This window comes from Vibrio proteolyticus NBRC 13287 (genome assembly GCF_000467125.1).
In the GTDB taxonomy this organism is placed as follows: Bacteria; Pseudomonadota; Gammaproteobacteria; order Enterobacterales; family Vibrionaceae; genus Vibrio; species Vibrio proteolyticus.
Map to the genome: position 1 here is coordinate 389,004 of NZ_BATJ01000001.1, position 25,849 is coordinate 414,852.

Below are 25,849 nucleotides of genomic sequence, written 5' to 3' on the forward strand. Positions count from 1 at the left end.
TATTATGAAGATAGTCCAAAAGTCTGAATTCGGTCAGAGCAGATAACCACTCCTGCCCCACCAAGGTGACGCCGTCACTAAATATTAATGATATGAAAGGATCAAACCTGACGAAGCGAATGCAATACCTTTTCCCACTCAGCTTGGAGTATCGCGTGTAATGCCTGAGCGGCGGCTTGATGGGCCGAGCCATTGGATAACTGCTGTTGATAAGCTGTCAGAATGGTTAATTGCACATGAAGGTCGTTCAATTCCCCTAACTTTGTCTGCCATTGTTTCCATGCATTCTGTGTACTCGATGTTAGCCAAACTTGATAAAACTCACCGCTGTAACGCAGCAACTTGGCTCGGATACGCAGCCGATGAAGCTGCTCGGCATTCAGGCTTCCTATCTTTTGCAAGCGCTGTCCAAGCTGGCGGTGTTTCTTTTGATAGCGCCTACATACCCAAGCACTGTAGTCTCGATGTTTGAGCTTAGCTACGTGCCTGAGCAAAGTGTCGGTCATATGATGGAAGAGAGGCTCCAGAATCATCGGCGTCAACCGGGCGATCAGATGCTGGCGCGTGCGGGCTCGCTGCTCAGTCAACCACAAGCGAAAATGCGCCTGAGCGTTAGTCTCAGCGACATCCAGGGTATCGAGTTTATTGATCAATACATCCAGATCGCGACAATCACCACTGCCGGACAATATGGTTTGTAATCTCTGGTTTAACGTCAGATAGGGCTGCCCAATCAGTGTCTTATTGAATGTTAAAATACTGCGAACCCGGCGCAACGAGACCCGAAACTGATGCAAAGCTTCATCGCTGTGTGTCTCACGGTACAAGATGGCGTTCATACGGGCAATTGCAAACAACGCCAACAAACCACTGACTACAGGCGCAAGATTGTCGGCCCGCACCTGGCTGTCGACTTGGATTGAAGAACTGGGGACAAAATGCATTCTGCTGCCTCATGGTTTTCTTTCAGTATAGAAAGACGCAGTAAGATGAAAGCCGATCAGAATGTCATAAGCCGTCAGAGGTTGATGAGAGGCGCCCTTTTCAGCATGGTGAGATCCCGGCTGCCCGTGCCAAAACAGGTCAACATCAGTTCAAAGCGTAGCTGCTCAAAGTGTTCAATCACCGCTTCGGTACTCAGGCTGGCCGCCCGGATCACAGCCCCCGCCTGACCGACAATATCGGCCCCAAGACGAATGGCTTTGGCTGCATCGAGGCCGTTTTGAATTCCACCCGATGCAATCAGGTCCACTTCCGGGTGGGCGTCGCGAATACTGCGGAGACAATAGGCCGTAGGATTGCCCCAGTCCCGAAAAAGCTCCGCCGCTTTAGCCATTTTGAGGTCACGGTGACAGTAGCCCTCTACCGCAGCCCAACTGGTTCCACCTGCGCCCGCAACATCAATGGCCTGTGCGCCTGCGCTTATCAGTTGCCCGGCCACCGACTCACTGATACCGAATCCGACCTCTTTGACGATCACCGGCACTTTGACGGCCTGCACCACGGTTTCAATTGCGTCTAAAATACCGCACCAATTGCGATCGCCGCCGGCTTGCAACGCTTCCTGCATTGGGTTGACGTGAATAAACAGGCCATCAGCTTCGATATTTTCTACCGCGCGGTGCGCTACCTCAACCGCGTTTTCATGACGCAGCTGCGCTGCACCGATATTGGAATACAGCGGTACCCCTTGCGCCAGACGGCGAATCTTCGCCCCTAATCCGGTGTGGTTTGACTCTTCCAGACTGATGCGCTGCGACCCGACTCCCATTGCGATCTTCAGTTCGGCAGCCGCTTCTGCGAGGTTAGCGTTGATGTGTTCGGCATGTTTCGCCCCACCAGTCATGGAGCTAATCAAAAAAGGCATGGCCAAAGAGTGCCCCAAAAAGGTCGTCTGGAGATCAATCTCATCCAAATGACACTCTGGTAATGCACAATGCTCGAAGTCGACACTTTCCAGGCCATTGGTCTTCGTGTGCATGCGCATATCGTGCTCCAGCACAGCTTCAAGATGAAGGTCTTTGCGGTTTTTGGCCTGGCTCATAACAACTCCTCGAGCAAAATGGGGGCGCAGTATCTCTGTCCGCCGATAGTGAGTCAATCATACCCGGTATGGTCTGGTGAAATCATCACCAGGATTAATTCATCAAAGCGCCACTCATGGTTAATTGTTGTCAATTAAATCAGTAAACACCCAGGTCAGAATTTGGTCAATTTGTACGAAGTTTTTGTCTCACTCGCAAGCAGAACAACAAAGCCATTGCCTGAGCAACAAGCATGAATAACCGCACATTTTCCCACCTCCAGCTGTGTTGCAATCCCTGTTCTGCAATCAAAAAACCGAACGAGAGCATGATGGAACTGAACGGTGAATGGCGGCTCAGCTCGCCGCAATACCCCCACATTAACACGGCGATGCAATTACCCGGTGACCATTATTCTGCCCTGCTCGCGGGAGAGTTCATCCCCGATCCTTACTACGCAAGCAATGAAGCAGACGTTCAATGGCCGGCCTATTGCGACTGGCATCTGAGCAAAACGTTGCGCCTGGATATTTTACCTCAGTGCCGAAAGCTGACACTGACGCTGAATAAAGTCGACACTTTTGCCAGTCTGTACATCAACAACCAGCTTGTGGTTCGTTGCAGCAACGCGTTCCAACAATATCAGATCAATATCCTTCCGTTTCTCAACGTGGGTGACAATCACTTTGAATGGCGCTTTCAGTCAGCAGCCAAACAAGCCCATAAGCACGCCGCAGCTCTGCCGTTTCCGGTGCCTTGGGCAGAAGGCAATAACCAGATCCCACACATGAACACGATACGTAAGCCGCAATGTCACAGCGGCTGGGATTGGGGGATTTGTTTGCCCGTCTGCGGCGTATTCACCCCAATACAGCTGGTCGAGATCAACGAACAAGAAATGTATCACGTCGATGTCGAGCAGCAGTGGCACGACCTGACACAGGTGTCGGTGGTCGTCACGATAACGCACCGCCCAGCGCCACCGGCAACCGTTCAGGTTGAGTTTGCTTCTCAGCGACTGGCGGTCACAACTGACGCTTACAGCCGGAAGACACGTGTCGTGGTTGACGTCAACAATCCTATTTTGTGGTGGCCAAACGGCTATGGTGACGCACACTTGTATCCCTTACAAATCACGCTAGACCAGCAACGTATTCAAAAACAGATCGGGCTGAGGCAACTGGTACTGCGCACTCGTCCAGACCAAAACGGCAATGAGATGGTGTTTGTGGTTAACGGTATCGATATCACCGCCAAAGGCGCCAACTGGATTCCGGTGGACGCGATGCCCGGACGTATCACCCCAGCTCGCTACCACAACTTATTGGAGGCGGCAAAAGAGGCCAATATGAATATGATCCGGGTGTGGGGCGGCGGCGACTACGAACAGGATATTTTCTATCAGCTGTGTGATCAGCTCGGCTTGTTGGTTTGGCAGGATCTGATGTTCGCTTGCGCCCAATATCCGTCAACTGCGGAATTTCTTGTTGAAGTGGAACAGGAAGTTGAGCATCAGGTCAGTCGTCTGAAACATCACGCCTGCCTCGCGCTCTGGTGTGGCGATAACGAAGTGATCGGCTCGCTCAACTGGTATCCGGAGTCACGCCACAACCGGGAGAAATACCTGATTAATTATGATCGTCTCAACCGGATGCTGGAAGAGACCGTCACTCGTTGTGACCCTTCCCGGCGATTCTGGGCCAGTTCTCCATGCAATGGTGAGCTCGACTTTGGCGATGCCTGGCACGATGACAACAAAGGCGACATGCATTTCTGGGACGTCTGGCACTCAGGTAAATCCTTTTCCGCCTACCGTGAAGTCTCGCCCAGATTCTGTTCTGAATTTGGATACCAGTCGTGGCCCTCTCTACCTGAAGTGAAACAATTCCTTCCGGATGAGGCTCATAACATCACAGCCCAAGCGTTTGAACATCATCAGAAAAACGCTCGCGGAACCAGTATTATCACCGAAATGTTTACCCGCTATTTTCGTTTCCCGGATTGTTTTGAGCAGATGCTGTATCTGAGTCAGGTGCAACAAGCGATGGCCATCAGCACCGCAGTCGAGTCCTGGCGCGCCAAATCACCGCATTGCCGGGGAATGCTCTATTGGCAACTGAACGACAACTGGCCCGTCAGCTCCTGGTCGAGCATTGAATATTCAGGGCGCTGGAAGCAATTGCATTATCACGCAGTGCGCTTCTATCAGCCATTGCTGGCCTGTTTTTCAGAGCAATCCGAGCAAGTGTGCCTGCACGCGATCAATGACTCAAGAGACGCCAAGGCGTTATGCGGAGAAGTGTTGTGGTTAAGTTGGGAGGGAGAACTTCGGGAGCGCTGGGTAATCGATGAAATCATCCCCAGCGACCGTAATCAAGTGGTGTGGCGACGCGAGAAACGCTCGTTTCAGGCCGAGTCGGGCGCGTTGTATTTTGTCTCGCAATCAGAGCCAACACGCAATACCTTCTGGCTGCCTGCTGAACCAAAACGTTTACCGCTCCAGCATGCGGTCATCAGCGTACAAATGGATGGCCAACGTGTGCGGCTACAAAGCGATCTGCCCGTGTTGTACGTCCACCTGGAACACAGTGGCGTCACACGTTTCTCTGATTCGAGTTTTTTCTTATTGCCGGGGATGGCACGTACGATTGAGATCGTGGAAGGCGCTTTGAACGAGGATGAAGAACTGAGGGTATATCAGCTTATCTGAGATAGAAAAGCCGTGACAACCCTACTTTGTCACGGCTTTATTTCACGGTCTAACGTCTAAGCGCTGACCGCCTGCTTGTGCTTGTCGGTATTCGCGAGGAGGGAGTCAACAACCTCTTGGGAACGCACCGCCAGCACAGACAGAAGCGTGTCACTCAGCCCATGGGATGTTTCGCAGCAACCTTGCAGGAAAACATTCACCTGGCAATTCTCTTTCATCGGCAAACGGTAGCGACGTTCTACCTGTTTGTCTGCCTTCATCGGTTCAAGCTTATTAAGCATCTGATTGAACATATCATAACGATAGCCAGTCGCTAATACAACCGCATCGTACTCTTGCCACATCTGGGTACGGTGAATACGATCGTGATAACGCAGTGACACTTTGCTGTCTTTCAGACCGACTTCCTGAATATCATGGCAGCGTAAATGCTGATGAGAACCTTCTCCGGTCACCTGCTGCATATACAAACGCTCGTAGATCGCATTTAGCTCTTCGGTGTCCACCACGGAATAGTTGGTGCCAGCAAACCGTGCCAGAATGTGCTTGCGTTCGTCCTGATTACTGTCGTAAACGTGATCCGTGAATTCCGGGTTAAATATCTCATTGACAAAGGCACTGTCATCCGCCGGATGTAACGCAAAGTTACGGTTCACCAGGTGCACTTCACCCGCTTCGTGGCGGTTGGTCAGATCGACAAAGATTTCTGCCGCACTCTGACCTGCGCCCACCACGGCAATTTTTGGCGCTCTGCCCTGGGTGTCAAACTGATCGCGCCAGACTTTATAGCGCGAAGAGTGCACCACTTTATCGTCTTCAAAACCGGCGAACAGTTCCGGAATTTTTGGCATCCCACCCATACTGATGATCAGATTTTTAGCAATACGTACGGTCTGGTTGCCATGAATGTCACTCGAAACCACACGTACTTTTTCAATTTGGCCCTGTTCTTCAATGGGTTCAATATCAATCACGCGCTGACCGTACTGAGCGACGGCATCAAACTGTTTCGCCACCCAGGTCAGGTAGTCGTTAAACTCGACGCGCGATGGTGTCAGGCTGCCGAGGTTAATGAATGAGTTCAACCGACCATGGGCATGGAGATAGTTAATAAACGAATACGGGCTGGTCGGGTTGCGCTGTGTTACCAGGTCTTTTAAGCAGGAGATCTGCATGCGGGTCCCATCGAGTAGCATGCCGCCATGCCATTCGAACTGCGGTTTCTGCTCCAGGAAGCAGTAACTTAAATCATGAGCCTGCGCCTGCTCTTCAAGCGCAATGGCGATAGAAAGGTTTGCCGGGCCGAAACCCACACCTAGCACGTCGTATTCCTTTATCTGGTCTGTCATTCTAAACCTCGTTATTTTTTCTGGACACTATCCATGAGATACCATCAAAAATGGTCGCTGAAGAAGGTATCTCTCAACTGACACATCAACGCTGCCCTCTTATGAGGGAAGTCGAATTCTTTTACTTTGGCGAAACCGTGTTTTTGCAGATAACCGATCATTTTGCCGTTGTCAGCACGTGGTTCACTGACAATTTTCTCTGTCCGTGGGTCGGACAGGTACAGGAAGTGGCACACCGACGGCAGCCAAGCCGCAACCTTATGCGCGCCACGGTGATGTTCTTCGCCCACCAGCATGTGAATGCCACGGTCATAGTCACCGGCGTGGTAATACGGACCGATGCGATCTTCTTTGGTCCAATAGGCTTCAATGTAGGCAAACGGTTCGTTATTCAGGCAAACAACCAACAATTGATTTTTGTTGTTGGTAACCTGTTCTTGCAGGTAAGTTTTATGCTCTTCAAGGGTACCGGTCTGCTCCCAAAACGCCGCAACACGCTCACGGTTCTGCCAACGATGGAAGAACGGAAGGTGCGTTTCAACATCAAGCCCCACCAGAGTCAACGTCTGTTCAAGTTGCGGGATATAACGTCGGTACACTTCGCCCTGTTTTGCTTTGGCACGCATCGGATGATAGCCGGCTTTGGTCAGCACCTGCTTGTGCGGGTAAGGTTGAACATCCGCCTGCTTGAGCCACAACTGAGGTTGCTGCATCAAGGCTTCACGCCACAGTAGGCGCAGCCCCTGCTCACTCACGTAAAGTAACGGCTCCAATTCTGGGACGGTCACATCGCCAACGTCCAGACAACGGATCTCTGCCGTGTGCTCAAAAGCCAAAGCCAGCGCACGCAAGGTATCTTCTCCGGCCACACTCAACTGCTTAACCTGCCAGAATCCGTCCACTTCCTTGCTGACCAGCAGTTTGCCCAGCCCCAATTCCACACAGCACATATCGCCTTGCTGTGACACACTCTGCCCTGCGGGCAGAGTGTTCAGGCTTTGAGTCGCGTTACCAGTCATAACTGATGCTCGCGATGATGTTGCGACGATCGCCGTACCAACAGTAGTAGTTACAAGTCGCAACGTACTCTTTGTCGAAGATATTCTTCGCGGCGACCTGGAACTTGTAGTCATCGAAACGGTAGCTGATGGTCGCGTCATACAAGGTATAAGACGGAACTTTGTTCTGCTCGTAGTTGTCACCGTATGTGTCACCGATGTAACGAGCACCACCGCCAATGGCCAGGCCATCCAACGTACCACCGATAAAGCGGTAGTGGGCCCATGCTGACGCCAGTTTGTCAGCTACCTGAGCCGGACGTTTGCCGACTTTCGCTGCATCGGTGTCTTCGGTGATTTCCGAGTCGATGAAAGACAGATTACCAATCAGCGTCAGAGACGGTGTGACGTTGGCAACGGCTTCGAACTCAATACCGCGGTTGCGCACTTCGCCCACTTGGCTGACGTCATTTCCTGCCACTTGCAGCAGGTTCTCTTTGGTCACTTGGTAAGCGGCTACGTTAAAGTAACCATCGAAGCTGCGAGGCTGATACTTCAGACCGGCTTCATAGCTCTCACCACGTTCTGGTTTCGACGGCTGTTCTGCCAGACGCGTATCCAGAATCGGTTCGAACGACTGCGCGTAGCTGACATAAGGCGTCAGGCCAATATCACTGACGTATGCACCGCCCAGACTGGTGGTCCACTCTTCGTAATCGGCTTTCCATTTGTCACCCGTTGAGGTGTTGTGCTGCTTATTGGTCGCATCGTCATAACGAACGCCCGCTTGCACCACCCAGCGGTTAGCAATACGCAGTTGATCCTGCAGGTACAGACCCAATTGGCGGTTTTCGATCTTGCGTGTTTCGCGATCGGCATCCGTCAACGGCTGGAAGGTTGATGAGTCAACCAGCACAATGTTGTTGGTGTAGCTTGGCTGATACACATTGAAGTTCGGATTTGGTAGCACACCAAGTGGCGTGTTGAGTAGATCATTACCATCTGCGACCAAAGGATCCGCCGCAAAATCTTTACTCTTGATCTTGATTTGCTGGTAATCGATCCCAGCCAGCAGCGTATGGTCTACCATGCCAGTGTTGAACGCGTAGACAATACGGTTATCCATGTTGAAAGCGTCCGAATGACCTTCTTCGGTCGACGCGCCGCGCAACACAGTTTGACGCTCGCCCGTCGGATCCAACAATGGTCCCAGACCAGCGGTATCCGCCGAGTAATTTAATGAGTAGATCTGACGCAGATCGATGTCCATTCGACTGTATCGAGCCGCCTGGAAGAAAGACAGATCACTGTTGAACGCATGTTCAAACTCATAGCCCAGTGACAATTGTTCACGTTCGAACTTTTCCCAATCCGGGTTACCAATCGCGGTGCTGTCAGAGATTTTGCCATTCGGATTGTCCGTCAGCGTGCCTTCCATCGGCAGGAACTGAAGATACGGATCAGAGTCGTCTTTCTGATAGCTGGTCAATACCGTCAGTTTGGTGTCGTCGCTGATTTTCCAGGCCAGTGATGGTGCCAGGAACAGTCGCTCGGCTTCTACGTTATCGACGCGAGTGCCGTTTTTACGACCCAGAGCCAGCAATCGGAACGCCAGCTCATCGTTGATCTCGCTGTTCACATCCAGGCTAATCTGCTTACGGTCAAAAGAGCCGTACTCAACGGCAACCTGGCCTGAGCCACCATTAAATTGTGGTCGTTTGCTGACCACGTTGATCACACCGCCCGGTGGGTTTTGTCCATACAGGACCGAAGCCGGGCCACGCAAAATTTCAACTCGTTCCAGACCGAACGGGTCGATCTGCCAGCTGTAAAAGCCGGCCGAATAAAGACGCGTACCGTCCTGATACAAGCCTGCGCCCGCTTGCTGGAAACCACGAATAACAAACCAGTCCTGCTTGTTATCTTCACCGTAATAGTTGGTTTGGATGCTTGGCGTGTATTGCAACGCATCCGAGATGCTGACCGATGCGCGGTCATCCATCTGTTCACGAGTCACCACGGATACCGCTCGAGGGGTTTCACTGATGGGTAAATCGGTTTTGGTTGCAGTACGACTACTGATACCAAGGTAGCTGAAATCAGGGCCAACAGAGCTGTCTTCCTGTTGACCAACCACCACTACTGTCTCTTCTTCTGCTGCTTGTACCGCACCAGCCGTCAAAGCTAGTACCACTGCGAGCGACGTCTGACTAAGCATAAAGTGCCGACTCATGTCTTTCTCCTTGTATTCGGCGCCAATAAATAATTCAACTAATAGTTATGATAATTATTATCATTAGCATTAAATTGCTAACGGAGTGTAACGAGTTTTCGTTAGAAATGGAACCCGTTAATTAATAAACACCGTTCTATAAACTTTTGATAACAAGCGCTTGCTTAAGTTGGGCGATCACCGCATCGTGCTGAACGATGCCAAGGTGGTCGGTATCAAACACCTGACTGTCGGCCAGTGTGTTGATGGCTCTTAGCTCATCACACAACCAGGTATGACGCTGTGCAGGCTCTCCCGCCCAATACGCCGTCAGTGGCGTGCTCACTGATGGCAAACAATACTCATGACACAAAGCGCGCATGTGCTGCTCAACCGCCCAGCTGTACAGCATCTGCTGCGCACTCTGCGCCATGTAAGGGTCAAACTGATGGCTGGCCAGCCAATGATTGAAAACCATCGGCCACTGGTCGGCGCTGGTTGCATCAAACGCCGCCAGACACGTCTCTTTTTGCTCTGCCGACAATTCCCCTAACAGCATTTCCAGATGATGGATCAGTTTGGCTTTGGCCTGTGGCGACTGCCATTGATCTTCGGCGATCTCCGTTCCCGGTACGTAGCAATCGAGCAAACCGACGAAGTCGACCGCTTCACCCAGGCGTTCAAGTCGCGCGGTGATTTCCTGGCACAGAGCGCCCCCTAGCGACCAACCCACCAGGGTATATGGCCCTTGTGGCTGTATCTCACGAATCGTGGCGCAGTACGTGTCTGCCATCTCACGAAAAGACACATCAAATTTGTCCGGGTAAACAAAACTTTGTGACTGAATGCCATACACCGTCCGTTGTCCGTTAAGCGCTTGCGCGAGTTTTTGATAGCCAACCACACGCCCTGTCACCGGATGAACGCAGAACACAGGCCGCGCTTCCGGCTGGTATGAGTTGAGCGTTTCTGCCAGTTGGCGATCCGCTCGCACTGGCGTATTCTCCTCCTGAACAGTAAGCTCCTTGAGCACCTCCAGCCACTGATGGGCAAACGTCTGAATCTGCGGCTGCGTATAATGACTGGTCGCAAACTCCCAGCCCGCCGAAAGTTTGCCGTCCACCACCTGCACATTGATCATCAGTGGCGTTAACATGGTGTTATCACCTGATTGGTCCGCCGACCCGGATACCACCGGCTGACACCAGTGAGAAAACTGATTGGCGCTGTACTGTCCTAAATAGTTAAACGTCACGTCAGCGGGCACCTCCTGGTGTGAGTCGTCGAGATATCGGCTGCCGAAACTGATGCCACCATCCACGCGAACCTTCTCCAGATGTTCGGTGATCGCCGCTGCGTCGTCATTTTTCGAGACCCTCAGCGGATACAGGCTGGTCATCCAGCCAACCATGCGGCTGAGATCCAGTTCGCCAAAAACTGACTCCTCGCGGCCGTGACCTTCCAGGTTGATGGTCAGGCTCGTGCCATCATCCTGCAACAGTACCCGACTCAAGGCTTCAATCAGACGTGCATTGAGCCGTTCGCTTTGTAATAGTGCTGATGTCGGTTTCGCATCCATTGCCACATTGACGACCGTTCGGTCACGATAGAAAGCGGGCACAGGTGCGTCATCCGATGATGTACTAAGGTGTGCATCCCAGTAGGCGCTTTGCTGACTGAATGTCTCACTCTCTCGCCATTTAGCCAGTTGCGTCACTGCACGATCCAGACTTGCATAGTTGGCTGGCAACGACACAGTTTGACCAGCCAACTGCTGCTGATACGCCCGCCATAGATCATCCATCAATACGCGCCACGACACACCATCAACCGCCAGGTGATGAATGACGATCATCAAACGGCTTAACTGTCCGTTAATGCGCGCATAGCCAGCCTGAATCAGACGTCCTGCCTGGATATCCAGACTGGTTTGCAGCTCGTGGGCGAACGCCTCAAATTCTTGTACATCCTCAAGGTCACTCTGCCACAACACCTCGTGTGATACTGCTGTTTGATAGCTTTGCTGCCAGCCTTCAGAGGTTTGACTAAACGCCAGACGCAGTGAAGGGTGATGCGACACCAGCGCACCGAGCGCTCCTTGCAATGCCGCCAAGTCCATTTCCTGTTTCAGCTCCAGGCACACATGCTGATTCCAGTGATTGGGTTCGGCAAAATTTTGCGCCAGAAAATGCGCCTGGATGGGCATCAGGCCAAACGGTTCCGTCGGTAAAGCACGCTCCTGCTCTTCACGAGCCGCTTGCAAGCTGGCCGCCAACTGTTTTAGCACTGGTGCTGCAAAAATCTGTTTCGGTGTGATGCTGTATCCAGCCAGCTTCAGCTTGCTCACCAGTTGCAGACACAATATCGAATCGCCCCCCAGCGCAAAGAAACTGTCGTCACGATTGACGTCATTGAGACCCAACAGATCTTGCCATAACGTGGCGATAAGCTGCTCTTTGTCTCCCTGTGGCGGTACCGTATGGCTGGAGTGATTCTCCAGTTCCGGCAACGGCAGTGCGTTGCGGTCAATCTTGCCTGCCGGTGTCAGCGGCAGCGAGTCAAGCACCACGAGTTGAGACGGCACCATGTAGTCCGGAAGTGTCTCCGCCAGTTGTGACAATACCAGCTTCTGGTCACATTCCTTCGCGCCGTGCCCGTACAAATACCCCACCAGTTGGCTGAGGCTGCCTCTCTGATACGCTGCAACCACACAGGTCTTCACGCCAGAGATTTGTTGCAATAACGACTCAATCTCACCCAATTCAATTCGGAAACCACGGATTTTGACCTGCTGATCGACGCGGCCTAAGTACTCCATCACGCCATCATCACGCCAGCGCACCAAATCTCCGGTGCGGTACATACGTTGTCCCTCTCGGTGGAACGGGTCCGGAACGAAGCGTTCTGCGGTCAGATCCGGACGTGCCAGATAACCTCGGGCTAAGCCGACTTCATCACCGATGTATAACTCTCCTACCTCTCCAGGCGCCACCAGGCTCAACTGATTATCGAGGACGTACAAACGTCGCTGACCGACAGGCTGACCGATGGGTGCATAGGCACTTTGTAACGTATCATGTGGATATGCGCGCCAGATCATGGGCGTCACTACCGTTTCGGTCGGCCCATAACCGTTAATAATGCGCGGCGGCTTCACCACACGCTGCAATCGGTCATAGGTCTCGCGGGTAAAGGCTTCGCCCCCTAAAGTCCACGAGCGGACTTGTAACTCCGGCTGCGTTTGTTCTATCCAGTCCAGTAATGGGCCAACATAACTTGGCGGGAAACAGGCGATGGTCACCGACTCATCTTGTAGTACCTGACAGGTTTGCTCTGCGCTCCATAATGTCTGATCGCGGATCACCAAACGCGAACCAAAGGCCAGTGGCACGGTCCAGCGCTCTACTGCGCCATCGAAGCTGATGGAGGCAAAGTGCAGCTCGACGTCCTGTGGTGTCATTCCGTATTGATGACCAATCGTCTGCACGTGCATGCTGATACCATCGTGCGCAATCGCAACGCCTTTCGGCTTGCCCGTCGAACCGGAGGTATAAATGATGTACGCCAACTGGTCAGGCAGAATCTCAGGCAGTACCGATACCGACGCAGCGTCATCCAGTTTGTCGGTCCATAGCGGCTCGACCTGATGCTGTTGAAGCTGAGCGGAAATGTCCTCCCAACGCGAGTTCAGGTGAGACTGACTCAGCAAACAATGCGCACCCGCATCATCTAGCATATACGCCAGACGCTGGGTCGGATAATCTGGGTCCAACGGCAGGAAAGCCCCGCCGGCTTTCATCACCGCGATCATCGCGACGATCATGTCACCGCCACGCTCGTACAACACACCCACAGCCTGATCCCGTACGACACCATGACGCATCAATTCTGCGGCAAGCATATCCGAGCGCTGTTTCAATTCGGCAAAGGTGACCGCCTGCTCGCCTTGTTTCAATGCGATGGCGTGGGGGCGCAACGTCGCATGCTGATCAATCAGTGTGGGAACAGATTGATAGCGCCATTGCCCTTCCGGCTGCGCCAACTGCTGCAATTGTTCGCGTTGTGGCTGGCTGAGCACATTTAAACGAGCCAGGGTCTGATTGAGGTTTTGCGCTAGGTTGTTGGTCAGCGTTATCAAACCTGCCGCCAGCGCCTTCATCTGCCCGTCACGGATTCTGTCTTTGGCATACGTCAGCGTCAACGAGACACCGTGTTCGGTTTCCAGCACGTCCAAAGCCACATCGAACAGAGCAAACTGTCCCTGACCACTAAGCGGAGTGGCATGCAATCCAGGTGCAAACTGAACGCTGCCCACCGCACTGACCTGATGATTAAACAGTACCTGAAACAGCGGTGTTTCCCCGGCGATGCGCTCCTGAACCAGGTGCTCTACCACCTGATCAAACGGCAACAGTTGATGTTGCTGCGCCTCTAAAACTTTGGCATGCGTGCTCATTGCCACATGCTTGAGCGTCTGACTCGGTTCCATTTGCTGAGCAATAACCATGGTATTGACAAAAAAGCCAATGAGTTCAGACACTTCACCACGTTCACGGTTGGCCATCGGCATGCCAACAGACACATCACTGCGGCCAGTCTGTTTGTGCAACGCCGTTTGCCACAACGCCAGCCATAAACTGGATGGCGTTACGTTCAGTTGTCTGGCCATCTGACTGACGGCATCGCGTTCAGCAATATCCAACTGATGATGTATTTGAGCGGCTTCACGGCGCTGATTCGGTACCACTTGTCCTTGCCAGGCAAACAGTTTCTCCGGTTGCGTGGCACCGGTTTCCCGGCGCCAATAGTCCAGATCCTGCTCCCCTTTTCCGGCACGCAGCAACGCTGATTGCCACAACGAGAAATCACGATATTGGACATCCGGTGCGGTCAGAGTCGCGCCCTGATAAGCCGCAACCAGATCACGCATAAACACGCCGATAGACCAACCATCCGATACCAGGTGGTGCATAACAATGTGCAGATGTGCAGATTGCGCCCCAACCTGGATACACTGCATTCTGACCGGCAGCTCGTGGGCGAGATCAAACGGCTGGCGGATAAATTCCGCCGCCAGTTGCGCCAGCTCCTGAGTCGTCAGATGCTGGCCGTTAACCTGCTGAACATGCGCAATGGGCTGACGCTCTATGTGTTGAACCATCTCCCCTGCCTCATCTTCGATAAAACGGGTACGCAGCGCGTGCTGTTTATCCATCACCTGATGCAGCGCCTGTTCAAGACGCGCAATATCCAGTTCACCTTTGAGTTCAAAGCCACCACTGATGTGGTACGCACTGTTGCCAGCATCTAGCTGATAGATATTCCATAGCCGACGTTGCGCTGGCGAGAGTGGCGCCGTGCGCTGAGCGTCTGCGGCAACGATCGGCAACTTCTCAAAGTTCATGCCTTTGGCATCCAGTAGCGCAATAAATTTCGCCTGCTCCTGTTCGCCTAACTGTAAAAAGCGCTTGGCCAGCGCAAATTTGTCTATTTTAGCTGTCATAGCAATTCCAACTCGTCCATCAATGCGGCCATTGCGTCGAGTTCATCCTGTTCTTGTTCGTTTTGAGTCTGATACTGGGGTTGCAGGTTATCGGTCAGTGCCTGCAACGTATTGGCGGAAAAGAACGCTTTCAGGGTCAGGTTCAAACCCAGTTCTTTTTGTGCCTGAGCCACAATTCGGGTTGCCAGCAATGAGTGTCCACCCAGCGCGAAGAAGTTGTCGTCCAGCCCCACCCGATCTAATTGCAATGCGTCCTGCCAACGCTGGGCAAACCACAACTCAAGCTCACTGGCAGGTGCCCGGTATGCGACCTGATGCCACTGCGGATCCGGCAACGCTTTACGATCACGTTTGCCGTTGGGAGACAATGGCATACTCGTCAGCGATACATACACCGACGGCACCATGTAATCCGGCAAGTGTTCGCCAAGGTGGGCTTTGACCTGATCCTGACTGGCGTCATGCCAGTTGGCGCAGATCACATAGGCCACCAACTGGGTGCCGGTCTGGTGCTCAAAGGCCACCACTGCGGACTCTTCAACCCACGCAAGTTGATTCAGAACGTTTTCAATCTCTTCCAATTCAATACGTAGACCGCGGATCTTGACCTGATGATCAAGGCGACCTAGGTACTCAAGACGTCCATCCGGCAGACGAACCACCTGATCCCCCGTGCGATACATCCGTGAGCCCGGAGCTCCCCAAGGGTTAGGCACAAAGCGGTCTGCAGTCAGATCAGCACGCAACAGATATTCGCGGGCCAGACCATCGCCGGCGAGATACAGCTCACCCGGTACACCAACAGGCACCGGATTCCAGCAGTCATCCAATACATGCAATTGGGTATTGCTGATCGCATGGCCAATCGGAATACGCTTACCAACAGGTAACTGGCATTGCCAATAGGACACATCGATTGCCGCCTCCGTCGGGCCGTAAAGATTATGCAACTGGCAATGCGGCGCGTTGGTCAGCACTTTTTCACTCAGCTCCGCTGGTAACGCTTCTCCGCTACAGAGAATTCGCTTCAGGCTCAGACAAGCGGACACGTCCGTATCCGCAGCAAATGCCTGCAGCATTGACGGCACGAAATGTATGGTGGTGACCTGATAATTTTGAATCGTCCGGTGCAACCATTCTGGTTGACGGTGAGCTTCTGGCTCAGCCACCGCCAAACGAGCTCCGTACATCAACGGCCAGAAGAATTCCCACACCGAGACATCAAAGCTGAAGGGGGTTTTCTGTAACACACAATCGCTGCTATCCAGTTGATATTCGCCCTGCATCCAGGCCAAACGGTTGTGCAACGCAGACTGAGTATTGACCACGCCTTTCGGTAAGCCCGTCGAACCCGAGGTAAAAATGACGTACAGTGCCTGATCGGCGTGCCAGGCCACGTCAGGCGCTGAGTCCGGCTGCTGTGAAACGTCCAGCGTATCCAGCGCCACGTACTGACAATGAGGATTATCCGGCCACAGCGCCTGAGTGGATTGATCCGTCAAAAGCAGTGAAACATCCGCCGATTCGAGAATGTAGTTCAGTCGCTCTTGTGGATAGCCGGGGTCGAGTGGCACATATGCGCCTCCCGCTCGGGTGATCGCATGCAGGCCAATCACCAGTTCGATCGAACGCGGCAGTCCCAGCCCCACCCGGCTCTCTTCCCGCACGCCTTGCGTCCGTAACCAGTTGGCCAGCTGATTCACCCGGCGATCAAACTCTGCATAAGTCAGGACTTCCTCGCCCATCACCAGCGCCGTGGCCTGCGGTGTCGCCGCCGCCTGACGCATGATCGCCAGTGGTGGGGGCAACATCTCACCCCATGCATGTTCAGTGGCATTGAATTGCGCCAATGCAGCAAGTTGTTCGCTATCCACCAAATTCAGCTCAGCAACAGTGCGCGCGCTGTTATCCGCAACCTGTTCCAGCAGCAATAACCAATGCATCAGCAGACCTTGGGCAAACCCCTCGTCAAAGACCGGAGAAGCGTAGTTAATGAATCCGCCCCAGCGGCCATCACTGTACTGCTGAACATCCAGGCTCAGTTCAAGTTGCGCTGCCGCCACCCCTGGGTCAAACAATTCTGCTTCCAGAGCTCCCCATCCGGTGAATGCTTTACTATCCAACTGCTGGAAGTTGAAGCTGGTCTGATACAACGGATGGTGTTGCAGATTGCCAGTCACACCCAAGGTTTCCACCAAGGTTTCAAACGGCACATCCTGTCGGCTAAGCGCCTGCTCGGTAAACTGCTTGATGTTAGCCAACAGCTCGGTATACGAGTGCGTCGCATCAATCTGCGCAGGCACCACCAGGTTGTTAATGAAACAGCCTTGCATCTCGAGCGTTTGTGGCTGTGTTCGCCCTGCTACCGGAATGCCGACACGAATCTCATCACGACCAGAATATTTGTGCAGAACCAGATGCCACAAACTGAGCAAAACGTTAAATGCCGTTGTGTTGTGTTGCTTCGCCAGTTGAGTAATCTGTGATATCTGCGTCTCTGAGAGCATAAAGTGATGCCGCTCACCTTTGGTCTTAAGCTGTTCACGAGCGACATCACTGTGCAGCACCAAAGGTTCGATATCTTGTTGCAACGCTTGTTGCCACCACTTGAGATCCCGGCCTGCTGCATCGGAGGTCAGCCATTGTTGCTGCCAGATGGCATAATCGGCGTAATCCAGTTCTGGCGTTGTCGGATCGAGTGACTCTCCCGCACACAAACTCGCGTAATATTGCGCCAATTTACGCACCAGTTGCTGCATCGATACACCGTCCGACACAATGTGATGCACCACCAACAGCAGCTCATACTCCTGTACACCTGTCTGAATCAGATCCGCACGTAACAGAGGCGGCGCGGTTAAATCAAACGCCTGATCGATACGTGCCAGACGATGTTGTTCCAACGAAGTCAAGGTCGTTGCATTCACCTGCTCCAGCGAAAACTCAGCATACGGTAAAATTTGCTGCATCAATTCGCCATCGACCTGAACCAAAGCCGTACGCAACACTTCATGCTGCGAGATCAGATGCTGCAGCGCTCGATCCAAGCAGTTGGCATCCACAGGGCCTGTTAACTTGAGGCCAAATGGCATGTGATACGCCGAGCTTTCTGGCAGGAGTTGCTGAACGAACCACAAGCGTTTTTGCGCCGCACTGGCCGGCATATAATCCAGACGTTGCTGTGCTTGCAGGGTCATCTGGGATTCTTTGGTTTGTTCGCACAGCGCCGCCATTTTTGCCAGCTGCGGTGCATCAAACACGCTTTGCAGGGCCAGGCGAACACCATGCTTGTGCTGCAAACGCCCCACCAGTTGAGTCGCCAGCAAAGATTGTCCACCCAGCGCGAAGAAGTCATCCAGGCGGCTTACACGCGCTTGCGCAAAGAGTTGTTGCCATTCCGCAGCCAGCAGCTGCTCCATCTCGCCTTGCGGTGCTTGGTATTGCGTCTGTGACGGAGCATGTTGCGGGCTTGGCAGACGCTTTTTGTCGACTTTGCTGGCCGGTGTGAGCGGCAGCGTCTCCATCACGACCAATTGTGACGGCACCATGTAATCCGGTAACTGCGATGCCATCACGTCCAGAATGTGTTGCGTGTCCACCGCATCGTCCGAACTTTGCAGGTAGCCGACCAAATATTTTCCGGCCGGACCATCAAACGCCGTAACGGCGCTCAGTTTGGATTGACTGATTTGTTGCAGACGAGCTTCAATTTCACCCAGCTCAATTCGGAACCCACGGATTTTGATCTGATCATCCGCCCGTCCCAAATACTCCATCACACCGTCCTCACGCCAACGAACCAGATCGCCAGTGCGATACATTCGTTCACCGTTGGCGGCAAAAGGATCCGGCATAAAACGTTCGGCACTGAGATCCGGCTTGTCCAGATACCCGCGCGCCAGACCAACCTCTTCACCGATGTACAGCTCGCCGTTAACCCCTGGCGGCACAGGCCGCAATTCGCTGTCGAGTACATACAAGGTCCGCGCCCCCACAGCGGTACCGATCGGCGCATACGCACTGTCCAGTGATGTTTGTGGGTATGCCTGCCAGATCATCGGCGTCACCACCGTTTCCGTCGGACCATAACCGTTGATAATGCGTGGCGGGTTCAGGGTACTCTGTAATCTGAAATAGGTTTCGCGGGTAAAGGCTTCACCACCGAGCGTCCATGAACGAACATGCAGCGCTGGCTGCGTCGCTTCAATCCACTCCAGCAACGGGCCGACATAACTTGGCGGGAAGCAGGCTATGGTGATGCGTTCCTCTTCCAGTACCTGCGTCGTTTCTTGCGCGCTCCACAGCTGTTGATCCCGGATCACCAGTGTTGAGCCAAACGCCAATGGCACCGTCCAGCGCTCCACCGCGCCATCAAAGCTGATCGAGGCGAAGTGAAGTTCTCGGTCTTCAGGTAGCATTCCGTAACGTTGACCAATGGTCTGGACATGCATACTCAAACCAAGGTGCGATACACACACACCTTTGGGCTGGCCGGTTGAGCCAGACGTATAAATCACATACGCCAGTTGGTCTGGAAGAATCACCGGCGCCTGGGTCAATGTCCGGCTCAGATCCAGGTTTGAGAATGGCAGAACATGCACGTCGTTGGACTGTGCGGTGATCTCGTCCACCATCTCTTGTGCCAGTGACTGTGACGCGCTGTCACACATCAAACATTTGGCACCGCTGTCATTCAGCATGTAAGTGAGACGCTCTTGCGGATACGATGGGTCTAGCGGCAGGAAAGCCCCACCGGCTTTCATGACACCAATCATCGCCACCAGCATGTCACTGCCGCGTTCGAACAATACACCAACGCGTTCGTCACGACGTATACCACGCGCCACCAACTCAGCGGCGACCGCATCACTGCGCTCGTGCAACTGACGATACGTCAGGCTGGAGCGTGTTTGACGGCTCAGGGCTGACGCAACCAATGCTTCATGTTCCGCGTGAACCTGTACCTGTCTTTTCAGCAGTTCTGGAAACGGTACGTACTGCCAGGGTTCACTGATTTTGTGGTACTGGTTCAGTTGTTGATGCTGCGCTTCATCCAGGACCGGCACTGCACTCAAAGGATTACCGATGTTGGCCACGAGCTGTTGCAGGTAATGATGCGTCGTCGCAGACAGGGCTTGCATGTCTTCGTGGCTGAAACGGGCGCTGTCATAAGCGAATACAATCCGCAGTTGCTCACCCGGCAGTACCGCCAGCGTTAATGGGTAGTGTGTAAACTCATAGCTGTCAGGCTCACCAACGCTCAGCCCGCTGTCCCGGAACAGATGCTCGTCCAGCGGATAGTTCTCAAAGACCATTAGAGTATCAAACAGCGTCTCTCCCTGTAGCGGTGACTGCGCCTGCACTTCCGCCAACGAAGCGTAACTGAACTCGCGCTGGGCGCTGGTCTGAGCCTGAATCTCACTCATCCACTGGGCGATGTTGTATTGCCAGTTCACCGCGCTGGTTACAGGCAGGGTGTTGATGAACAGTCCGACCATGGATTCACTGCCAGTCAACGACGTTGGCCGTCCAGCCACGGTATTTCCGAACACGGGCTGGCTCTGGCCAGTATAACGTTGTAGCGTCAACAACCAGGCTGCCTGAATCAAAGTGTTCAGCGTCAGGCCATTTTGTTGTAGCGAATGCTGCCATTGATTCAGAGTGTGGTTATCAATGTCCAGATTAAAACGGACATGTCCCTGCTCCTGACCGTGACCATAGCCATCCGCCAGTTTGGTCGGCGCTTCAACGGCGCTCAGGTACTGTTGCCAATACTCAGCCGCTTTCTGTGGCGGTTGCTGGCTGACCCATTGTAGATAATCGCCAAATTGATGCTGAACGGCAGGCAGAGCTTTGCCTTGATAGAGACCAAACAATTCCCCAAGCAGAACACCGGTACTCCAACCGTCGATCAGAATGTGATGAATGGTAAAAATACACGCCAGTTGATCGGCGCCAGTACGCACCAGATCCAGTCGCCACAGAGGTTGAGGTTCCTGATTCAGCGGTTGCTCTAACTCAAAGCCTTGCTCAACCAGGCCCTGTTTGTATGCTTCGAGACTAAACGACGGCTGTTTGAGTCCATCAACCTGTTCACAGTGTACTTCCAAACTATCCCAAACCATCAGTTGCGCTTGCCCGTCGATTTGACTGACGGTCGAACGCAACACCGAGTGACGCCGCATCAATTGTTGCCAGCAATCGGCCAGACGCGCAGGATCGGCGCCGTGAATCGGCAAAGTGATCTGGTTGACATAGGTGTTTCTGGCCTCAGACAACCGGGCATGGAAATACAGCCCCTGTTGCAAGGTCGACAGCGGCAGAATGCGTTGTGGCAGGCGCTTAGCCTGGTGACTGAGTGCCGTTAATGTGCACTGTTCCAAGCCGGTATCCGGCGCATCACGCACTGTGAGGATCGGATCCTGTTCCTGGCAATAACGCAACATCGCTTCCCAGCTTTGGCTGAGCGCATCCAGCAGGCGTTGGCGCTCTGCGGCCGGGAATATTTCGCCATCCACCTCAATGTCAAACAACAACTGTTCGTTGTTGTCATGAATGTTGAGCGTCACCGCCGCTTCAACCGCAGCATGTGCAGGACGCCACAAACCAGAGTCCGTCACCAGGCCTTCGTTCAGCCCGGCGTTGGCTGCCCGGCCGAGGTAGTTAAACAGCACATCAATCTCAGATGCGTATTGCCATTGGTTCTGCACAACACCGGCAGAATAGCCGATACCACCGTGCTCGACAGCCAGCACCTGATCCTTAACCTGAGCAAGCAATCCCCCCAGCTCCTGCGGTATGTCGATATGAAGTGGGTACATGGCGGTATGCCAGTTGACACTGCGAGAAAGATCCAACCCGGACAATTCGCTGTAGCGACCATGACTCTCTTTATGAACCAGTAGAGACGGTGTGGCTTTGACGGTTCTCAAAGCATCCAAAACCAGCGCCAACAAGGTTGACTCTTTATCCAGCTTGGCAAACTGTTGAGTGGATGCAAAAAGCTGAACGGCTTTGTCTGTCGGCAGCGCCCATTGCAACGAATGCACATCACTGTCAGCGTTCGTACCCCAATGCGCCGCCTGTTGCTGCGCTTGCCAGAAGTCATGTTCGCGAGCGGAGATCGGATACATCATCAGTGCCTGATGCCAGTCTGCCTGATGGTGCGTTTTCGCCGCAGCGGTCGCTGTATCGCCAGTTAATTTTGCCTGATAAAACGCCAGCAGATCATTGAGCAATATCGGCCATGAGAGCGCATCCACCACCAAATGATGGATGGTGAGCAGCACGTCTCCACGCTCAGCGTTCACTCCCACGGATACGGTTCTGCCCTGCTCGGGCGCAACGGCGAGCTGGACCGTCTCTGAATCGATAGCATCGGCAAACAGATGAAACGCAAAGTCAACCTGCTCGGCATAGTGAGCACTGTGCGTCTGCGAATTGGCCGAAAACGTCAACCGCAGTGCGTCGTGATGATCAATCAGCTGCTTCATCGCCTGATGCAAGGCGTCAACATCAACCGGTGCCGGCAGCGACAAACGCACATATTGGTTGCATGGGCTCAACTGATAATTATGCAGAAAACGTTGCTGCATCGGTAACAGAGCGACGTCGCCCCGCAAGCAGTGCTGATCGGCCATCGCCACTTGAATACTGGTCATGCATTCGGCCAGTTCAGCCAACACCGGATGATCAAACACTTGCTTTGGCGTCAAAAGCCAGTGTTGCTGACGCAGTTTGCCCACCAGTTGCAAGGCGCTGATCGAATCACCGCCCAGAGCGAAGAAATGGCTGTCAGCACCCACCACATCTAGTTTCAGGATCTCGCACCAGATTTTGGCCAATGTGTGCTGTTTGTCTCCTTGCAGTGGCTGGGTTGACGTTGTCAGTGTGCTCCAGTCCGGCTCTGGCAGACACTTTCTGTCCACTTTACCAGCCGGAGTCAGAGGTAGACGCTCATCCACCATCACCCGGGATGGAACCATGTAATCCGGTAACTGGTCGCTCAGTTTACTGAGCCAGATGTGTTCTTCAGACTGACGCATCGCCGGCAGTTGTACGTACCCCACCAGCTTCTTGCCCGTTGGTGAGTCGTGTGCGGTCACCGCACAGAATTCTGCGCCCGTCAGCGTTTGCAGGCGGGATTCGATTTCTCCCAGCTCTACCCTGAAACCGCGAATTTTGACTTGCTGATCGACCCGGCCAAAGTATTCCATCACACCATCATGGCGAAAACGCACCAGATCCCCTGTGCGATACATACGCTCACCGTTGGCGGAAAACGGATCCGGTAAGAAACGCTCAGCGGTCAAATCTGCCCGATCGAGATAACCACGTGCCAGACCGACTTCCATGCCAATGTACAGTTCACCAATTGTGCCCGGTGGTAGCCGAGTCAGATTCTGATCCAGTACGTACAGTTGACGCGCACCAACGGCAGTACCAATTGGGGCGTAAGCGCTGGTCAGGGCATCCTCTGGATAAGCACTCCAGATCATCGGTGTGACGACCGTTTCTGTCGGACCATAACCGTTGATGATTCTCGGCGGTGCGATGACTTTTTGAATCCGTTCAAATGTTTCCCGGGTGAACGCTTCACCGCCCAGAGTCACCGAACGCAGAGACAAGTTAGGTTGAGTCAGTTCAATCCAATCCAGCAAAGGACCAATATAACTTGGCGGGAAACACGCAATGGTGACGTTTTCCTCGCTCAGCACCTGCGTCGTCTGTTCAGGAGTCCATAACTGCTGGTCACGAATCACCAGCTTGGATCCAAACGCCAGCGGCACCGTCCAGCGCTCCACCGCGCCATCAAAACTGATGGAGGCAAAGTGCAGTTCTGTATCTTGGGGCGTCATGCCATATCGCTGGCCGATGGTCTGAACGTGCATAGACAACCCGAGGTGATCCACCGCCACGCCTTTTGGTGTGCCCGTGGAGCCGGAGGTATAAATCAGGTAAGCCAGTTGCTGTGGTAAGACGGTAGTGTCCGGTGTGCTGGCCGGCCACTGTTCCAGTGACAGCGCATCCGTTGCGATGGTAGGTATCGCAGTCAGTTCCGTTGCTAAAGGCGTAAGCGCGGCCTGGGTCAGAACGACCTTCGCCTGGCTGTCTGCCAGCATGAAACTCAGACGTTCCTTGGGATAATCCGGATCCAGTGGGAGAAAAGCGCCACCGGCTTTGAGTACCGCAATCATCGCAACCAGCATGTCGGTTCCGCGTTCCATCAACACGGCCACCGGCGTATCCGGTGAAATTCCTTGCTCTAACAGGCAATGAGCCAGCTGATTGCTGCGCTGGTCCAATTGCTGATAACTCAGCGTTTGTGAACCATGTTTAAGCGCTATCGCCTGAGGCTGTTCAAGCACCTGACGGGCGAACAGCTCAGTAAACAACACTGGCGACCATTCTTCATTGGATCCGGCAAACTGTTCCAACTGAATCTGTTGTGGAGCGCTTAATCCGTCCAGGCTTGCCAGTGATGCCTGGGGCTGTTGGCAAAGCCCTTGCAGAATGTGCTGATAGGAGGCAACAAAACCTTCAATGAAGTCGGCGGAGAATTTGTCTTCAGCGTAGACGAAACGCAACGTCAGTTGGTCTGAAGCGACCACATCCAAAACCAGCTCGAACGGTGTTTCAACCACCGGGAATTCCTGAAACTGGAGCTGAAAGTCCGCAGTCGTGACATTCAGCCCCTCACCGTGACTACGAAAGTTAAACGCAAACGTCGGCAGCGCCAGTTCGCCACACAGCTTCTCTAGTGGTTGGGCCGCAAATTGCAGGGATTGCTTCAGGGTGGCACGCGTGGCTTGCAGATAATCGCTCACACGTCTTGTGGCTTTACAACGCTGACCAAGCACGACATTACTGACATAGAATCCGACATTACGGCGATGACGCGCACTGCGGTTCAGTGCTTGTACCATTAAGCTAGGATGCGTGTGATTGGTATACCGCTGAAGGGTCAGAGACAGTGCCGCCGAGAGTAATTCAAAACGGGTGATACCGTGGCATTTGGTTGCTTGATTCAGTTCGGCTGCTGTGTTCACGTCCAGCTCATGCAGATAATGGGCTGCACGATACGAAGGTTCACTCTGGCTACTGAGACGACACGGCTCATCACCAATTAGTGAGAGTGCCTGCCACGCCTGAGCACGTTGAGCCAGCTCATCGTCACTGCACGCTTCCTCAGCAACAAAGTCCAGATAAGAGGTGTCTGAAGCTTTAGGCAGAGGTGCCCCTTGCAGGGCGGAGGCGATAAACTCCACCGACAGCTTTAACGACCAGGCGTCCACAATCAGGTGATGGGCCGCCAAGAGTAAAGCATATTGATCGCTGCCCAAATGATAAATGCAGCCGCGAACCAGGCTGTGTCCCAGCAGTGCATACGGCGCTAAAGCGCGAGCTTTGGCATCTTGCTGCACCGCTGCCGCCGGGTCGGCGTGTTGACTGAAATCGAGGATCTCGAGCGGTGTAACGTCTGGCGAGGCAATGTATTGATACGGTTCTCCGTTTCGCTGATTAAATCGCAAGCGGTAACCGGAGAAATGGTCGAGCATGGCCTGATAAGCACTTTGAATACCTGTGCTGCTGACGTCTTTACCTGTCAGCCACAGTAAGCCACCGTTGTTATAAGCCAGGCTTTCCGGCTTAAGTTGATGAAACAGCCACAAACGCTGTTGAGAATAAGAAAGCGGGCTCTGCGACGCCTGCGCCGGAGCCATACCGATATCGTCCACTGACATACTACTACCCAAAAAGTGTGTTGTTGATTTTCAGACTGCCGAACTGACAGTCAGTCGCTATTCGCCTATTTCGGCCAGTGCGTCGCGCAAACTTTTTGGTCGCATGTCGGTCCAGACTTCACGGATATGTGCCAGACACGTTTCTTTGTCACCAATGACACCGACTTCTTTCCAGCCTTGTGGTACCGGGTGATAGGTCGGCCAGATGCTGTACTGTTCTTGTGGGTTGATGACTACAGTAAATTCGGTGTTAGGGCTGTCAATACTCATAATTTCCTCAACTCGATCGTTGTTATCTTTGTTTTAAT

The 25,849-nt window shown here is 53.3% G+C and carries 9 protein-coding genes; 1 reads left to right on the forward strand and 8 read right to left on the reverse strand.

Annotated elements, in window-relative coordinates; genetic code table 11:
- Positions 1–101: 101 nt before the first annotated feature.
- Both VPR01S_RS01750 and fni read right to left on the reverse strand, forming a co-directional pair.
- Positions 102–944 (reverse strand): CHAD domain-containing protein, encoded by an 843-nt coding sequence (locus VPR01S_RS01750; protein ID WP_021703572.1) that lies wholly within the window; start codon positions 942–944, stop codon positions 102–104.
- A 74-nt stretch (positions 945–1,018) separates the two neighbouring features.
- A complete protein-coding gene (gene fni, locus VPR01S_RS01755) occupies positions 1,019–2,044 on the reverse strand; it encodes a type 2 isopentenyl-diphosphate Delta-isomerase (RefSeq protein ID WP_021703573.1) in 1,026 nt (341 codons plus the stop codon).
- Positions 2,045–2,352: 308 nt separating this feature from the next.
- Between fni and VPR01S_RS01760 the strand changes: the two genes are divergently transcribed.
- Positions 2,353–4,734, forward strand: a complete 2,382-nt coding sequence (locus tag VPR01S_RS01760) for a glycoside hydrolase family 2 protein (protein ID WP_040902124.1) — start codon at positions 2,353–2,355, stop codon at positions 4,732–4,734.
- Between the two features lie 56 nt (positions 4,735–4,790).
- Here the strand turns inward: VPR01S_RS01760 and VPR01S_RS01765 are convergent, their stop codons facing one another.
- The 6 genes from VPR01S_RS01765 to VPR01S_RS01790 all read right to left on the reverse strand — a co-directional run bounded on the left by VPR01S_RS01765 (position 4,791) and on the right by VPR01S_RS01790 (position 25,811).
- Positions 4,791–6,083: a lysine N(6)-hydroxylase/L-ornithine N(5)-oxygenase family protein gene (locus tag VPR01S_RS01765; RefSeq protein ID WP_021703575.1), complete on the reverse strand. Its 1,293-nt coding sequence runs from the start codon at positions 6,081–6,083 to the stop codon at positions 4,791–4,793.
- Positions 6,084–6,127: 44 nt separating this feature from the next.
- Complete coding sequence (locus tag VPR01S_RS01770) at positions 6,128–7,102, reverse strand: GNAT family N-acetyltransferase (protein ID WP_021703576.1); 975 nt, start codon at positions 7,100–7,102, stop codon at positions 6,128–6,130.
- Entirely contained in the window at positions 7,092–9,314 is a 2,223-nt protein-coding gene (locus tag VPR01S_RS01775; protein WP_021703577.1) for a TonB-dependent siderophore receptor, read from the reverse strand. Before VPR01S_RS01775 ends, VPR01S_RS01770 begins: the two co-directional genes overlap by 11 nt.
- 136 nt (positions 9,315–9,450) lie before the next feature.
- Positions 9,451–14,796 carry a non-ribosomal peptide synthetase gene (locus tag VPR01S_RS01780; RefSeq protein ID WP_021703578.1) on the reverse strand — a complete coding sequence of 1,782 codons (5,346 nt, stop codon included), beginning with the start codon at positions 14,794–14,796 and terminating at the stop codon, positions 9,451–9,453.
- Complete coding sequence (locus VPR01S_RS01785; RefSeq protein ID WP_040902125.1) at positions 14,793–25,541, reverse strand: non-ribosomal peptide synthetase; 10,749 nt, start codon at positions 25,539–25,541, stop codon at positions 14,793–14,795. Before VPR01S_RS01785 ends, VPR01S_RS01780 begins: the two co-directional genes overlap by 4 nt.
- Positions 25,542–25,598: 57 nt before the next feature.
- Entirely contained in the window at positions 25,599–25,811 is a 213-nt protein-coding gene (locus VPR01S_RS01790) for an MbtH family protein (RefSeq protein WP_021703580.1), read from the reverse strand.
- Between the last annotated feature and the right edge of the window lie 38 nt (positions 25,812–25,849).

What these genes read in the sequence shown, in the direction of transcription:
- VPR01S_RS01750 (WP_021703572.1), bottom strand. Translation starts at nt 944, where the DNA reads ATGCATTTTGTCCCCAGTTCTTCAATCCAAGTCGACAGCCAGGTGCGG.
- fni (WP_021703573.1), bottom strand. Translation starts at nt 2,044, where the DNA reads ATGAGCCAGGCCAAAAACCGCAAAGACCTTCATCTTGAAGCTGTGCTG.
- VPR01S_RS01785 (WP_040902125.1), bottom strand. Translation starts at nt 25,541, where the DNA reads ATGTCAGTGGACGATATCGGTATGGCTCCGGCGCAGGCGTCGCAGAGC.
- VPR01S_RS01780 (WP_021703578.1), bottom strand. Translation starts at nt 14,796, where the DNA reads ATGACAGCTAAAATAGACAAATTTGCGCTGGCCAAGCGCTTTTTACAG.
- VPR01S_RS01765 (WP_021703575.1), bottom strand. Translation starts at nt 6,083, where the DNA reads ATGACAGACCAGATAAAGGAATACGACGTGCTAGGTGTGGGTTTCGGC.
- VPR01S_RS01790 (WP_021703580.1), bottom strand. Translation starts at nt 25,811, where the DNA reads ATGAGTATTGACAGCCCTAACACCGAATTTACTGTAGTCATCAACCCA.
- VPR01S_RS01770 (WP_021703576.1), bottom strand. Translation starts at nt 7,102, where the DNA reads ATGACTGGTAACGCGACTCAAAGCCTGAACACTCTGCCCGCAGGGCAG.
- VPR01S_RS01775 (WP_021703577.1), bottom strand. Translation starts at nt 9,314, where the DNA reads ATGAGTCGGCACTTTATGCTTAGTCAGACGTCGCTCGCAGTGGTACTA.
- VPR01S_RS01760 (WP_040902124.1), top strand. Translation starts at nt 2,353, where the DNA reads ATGATGGAACTGAACGGTGAATGGCGGCTCAGCTCGCCGCAATACCCC.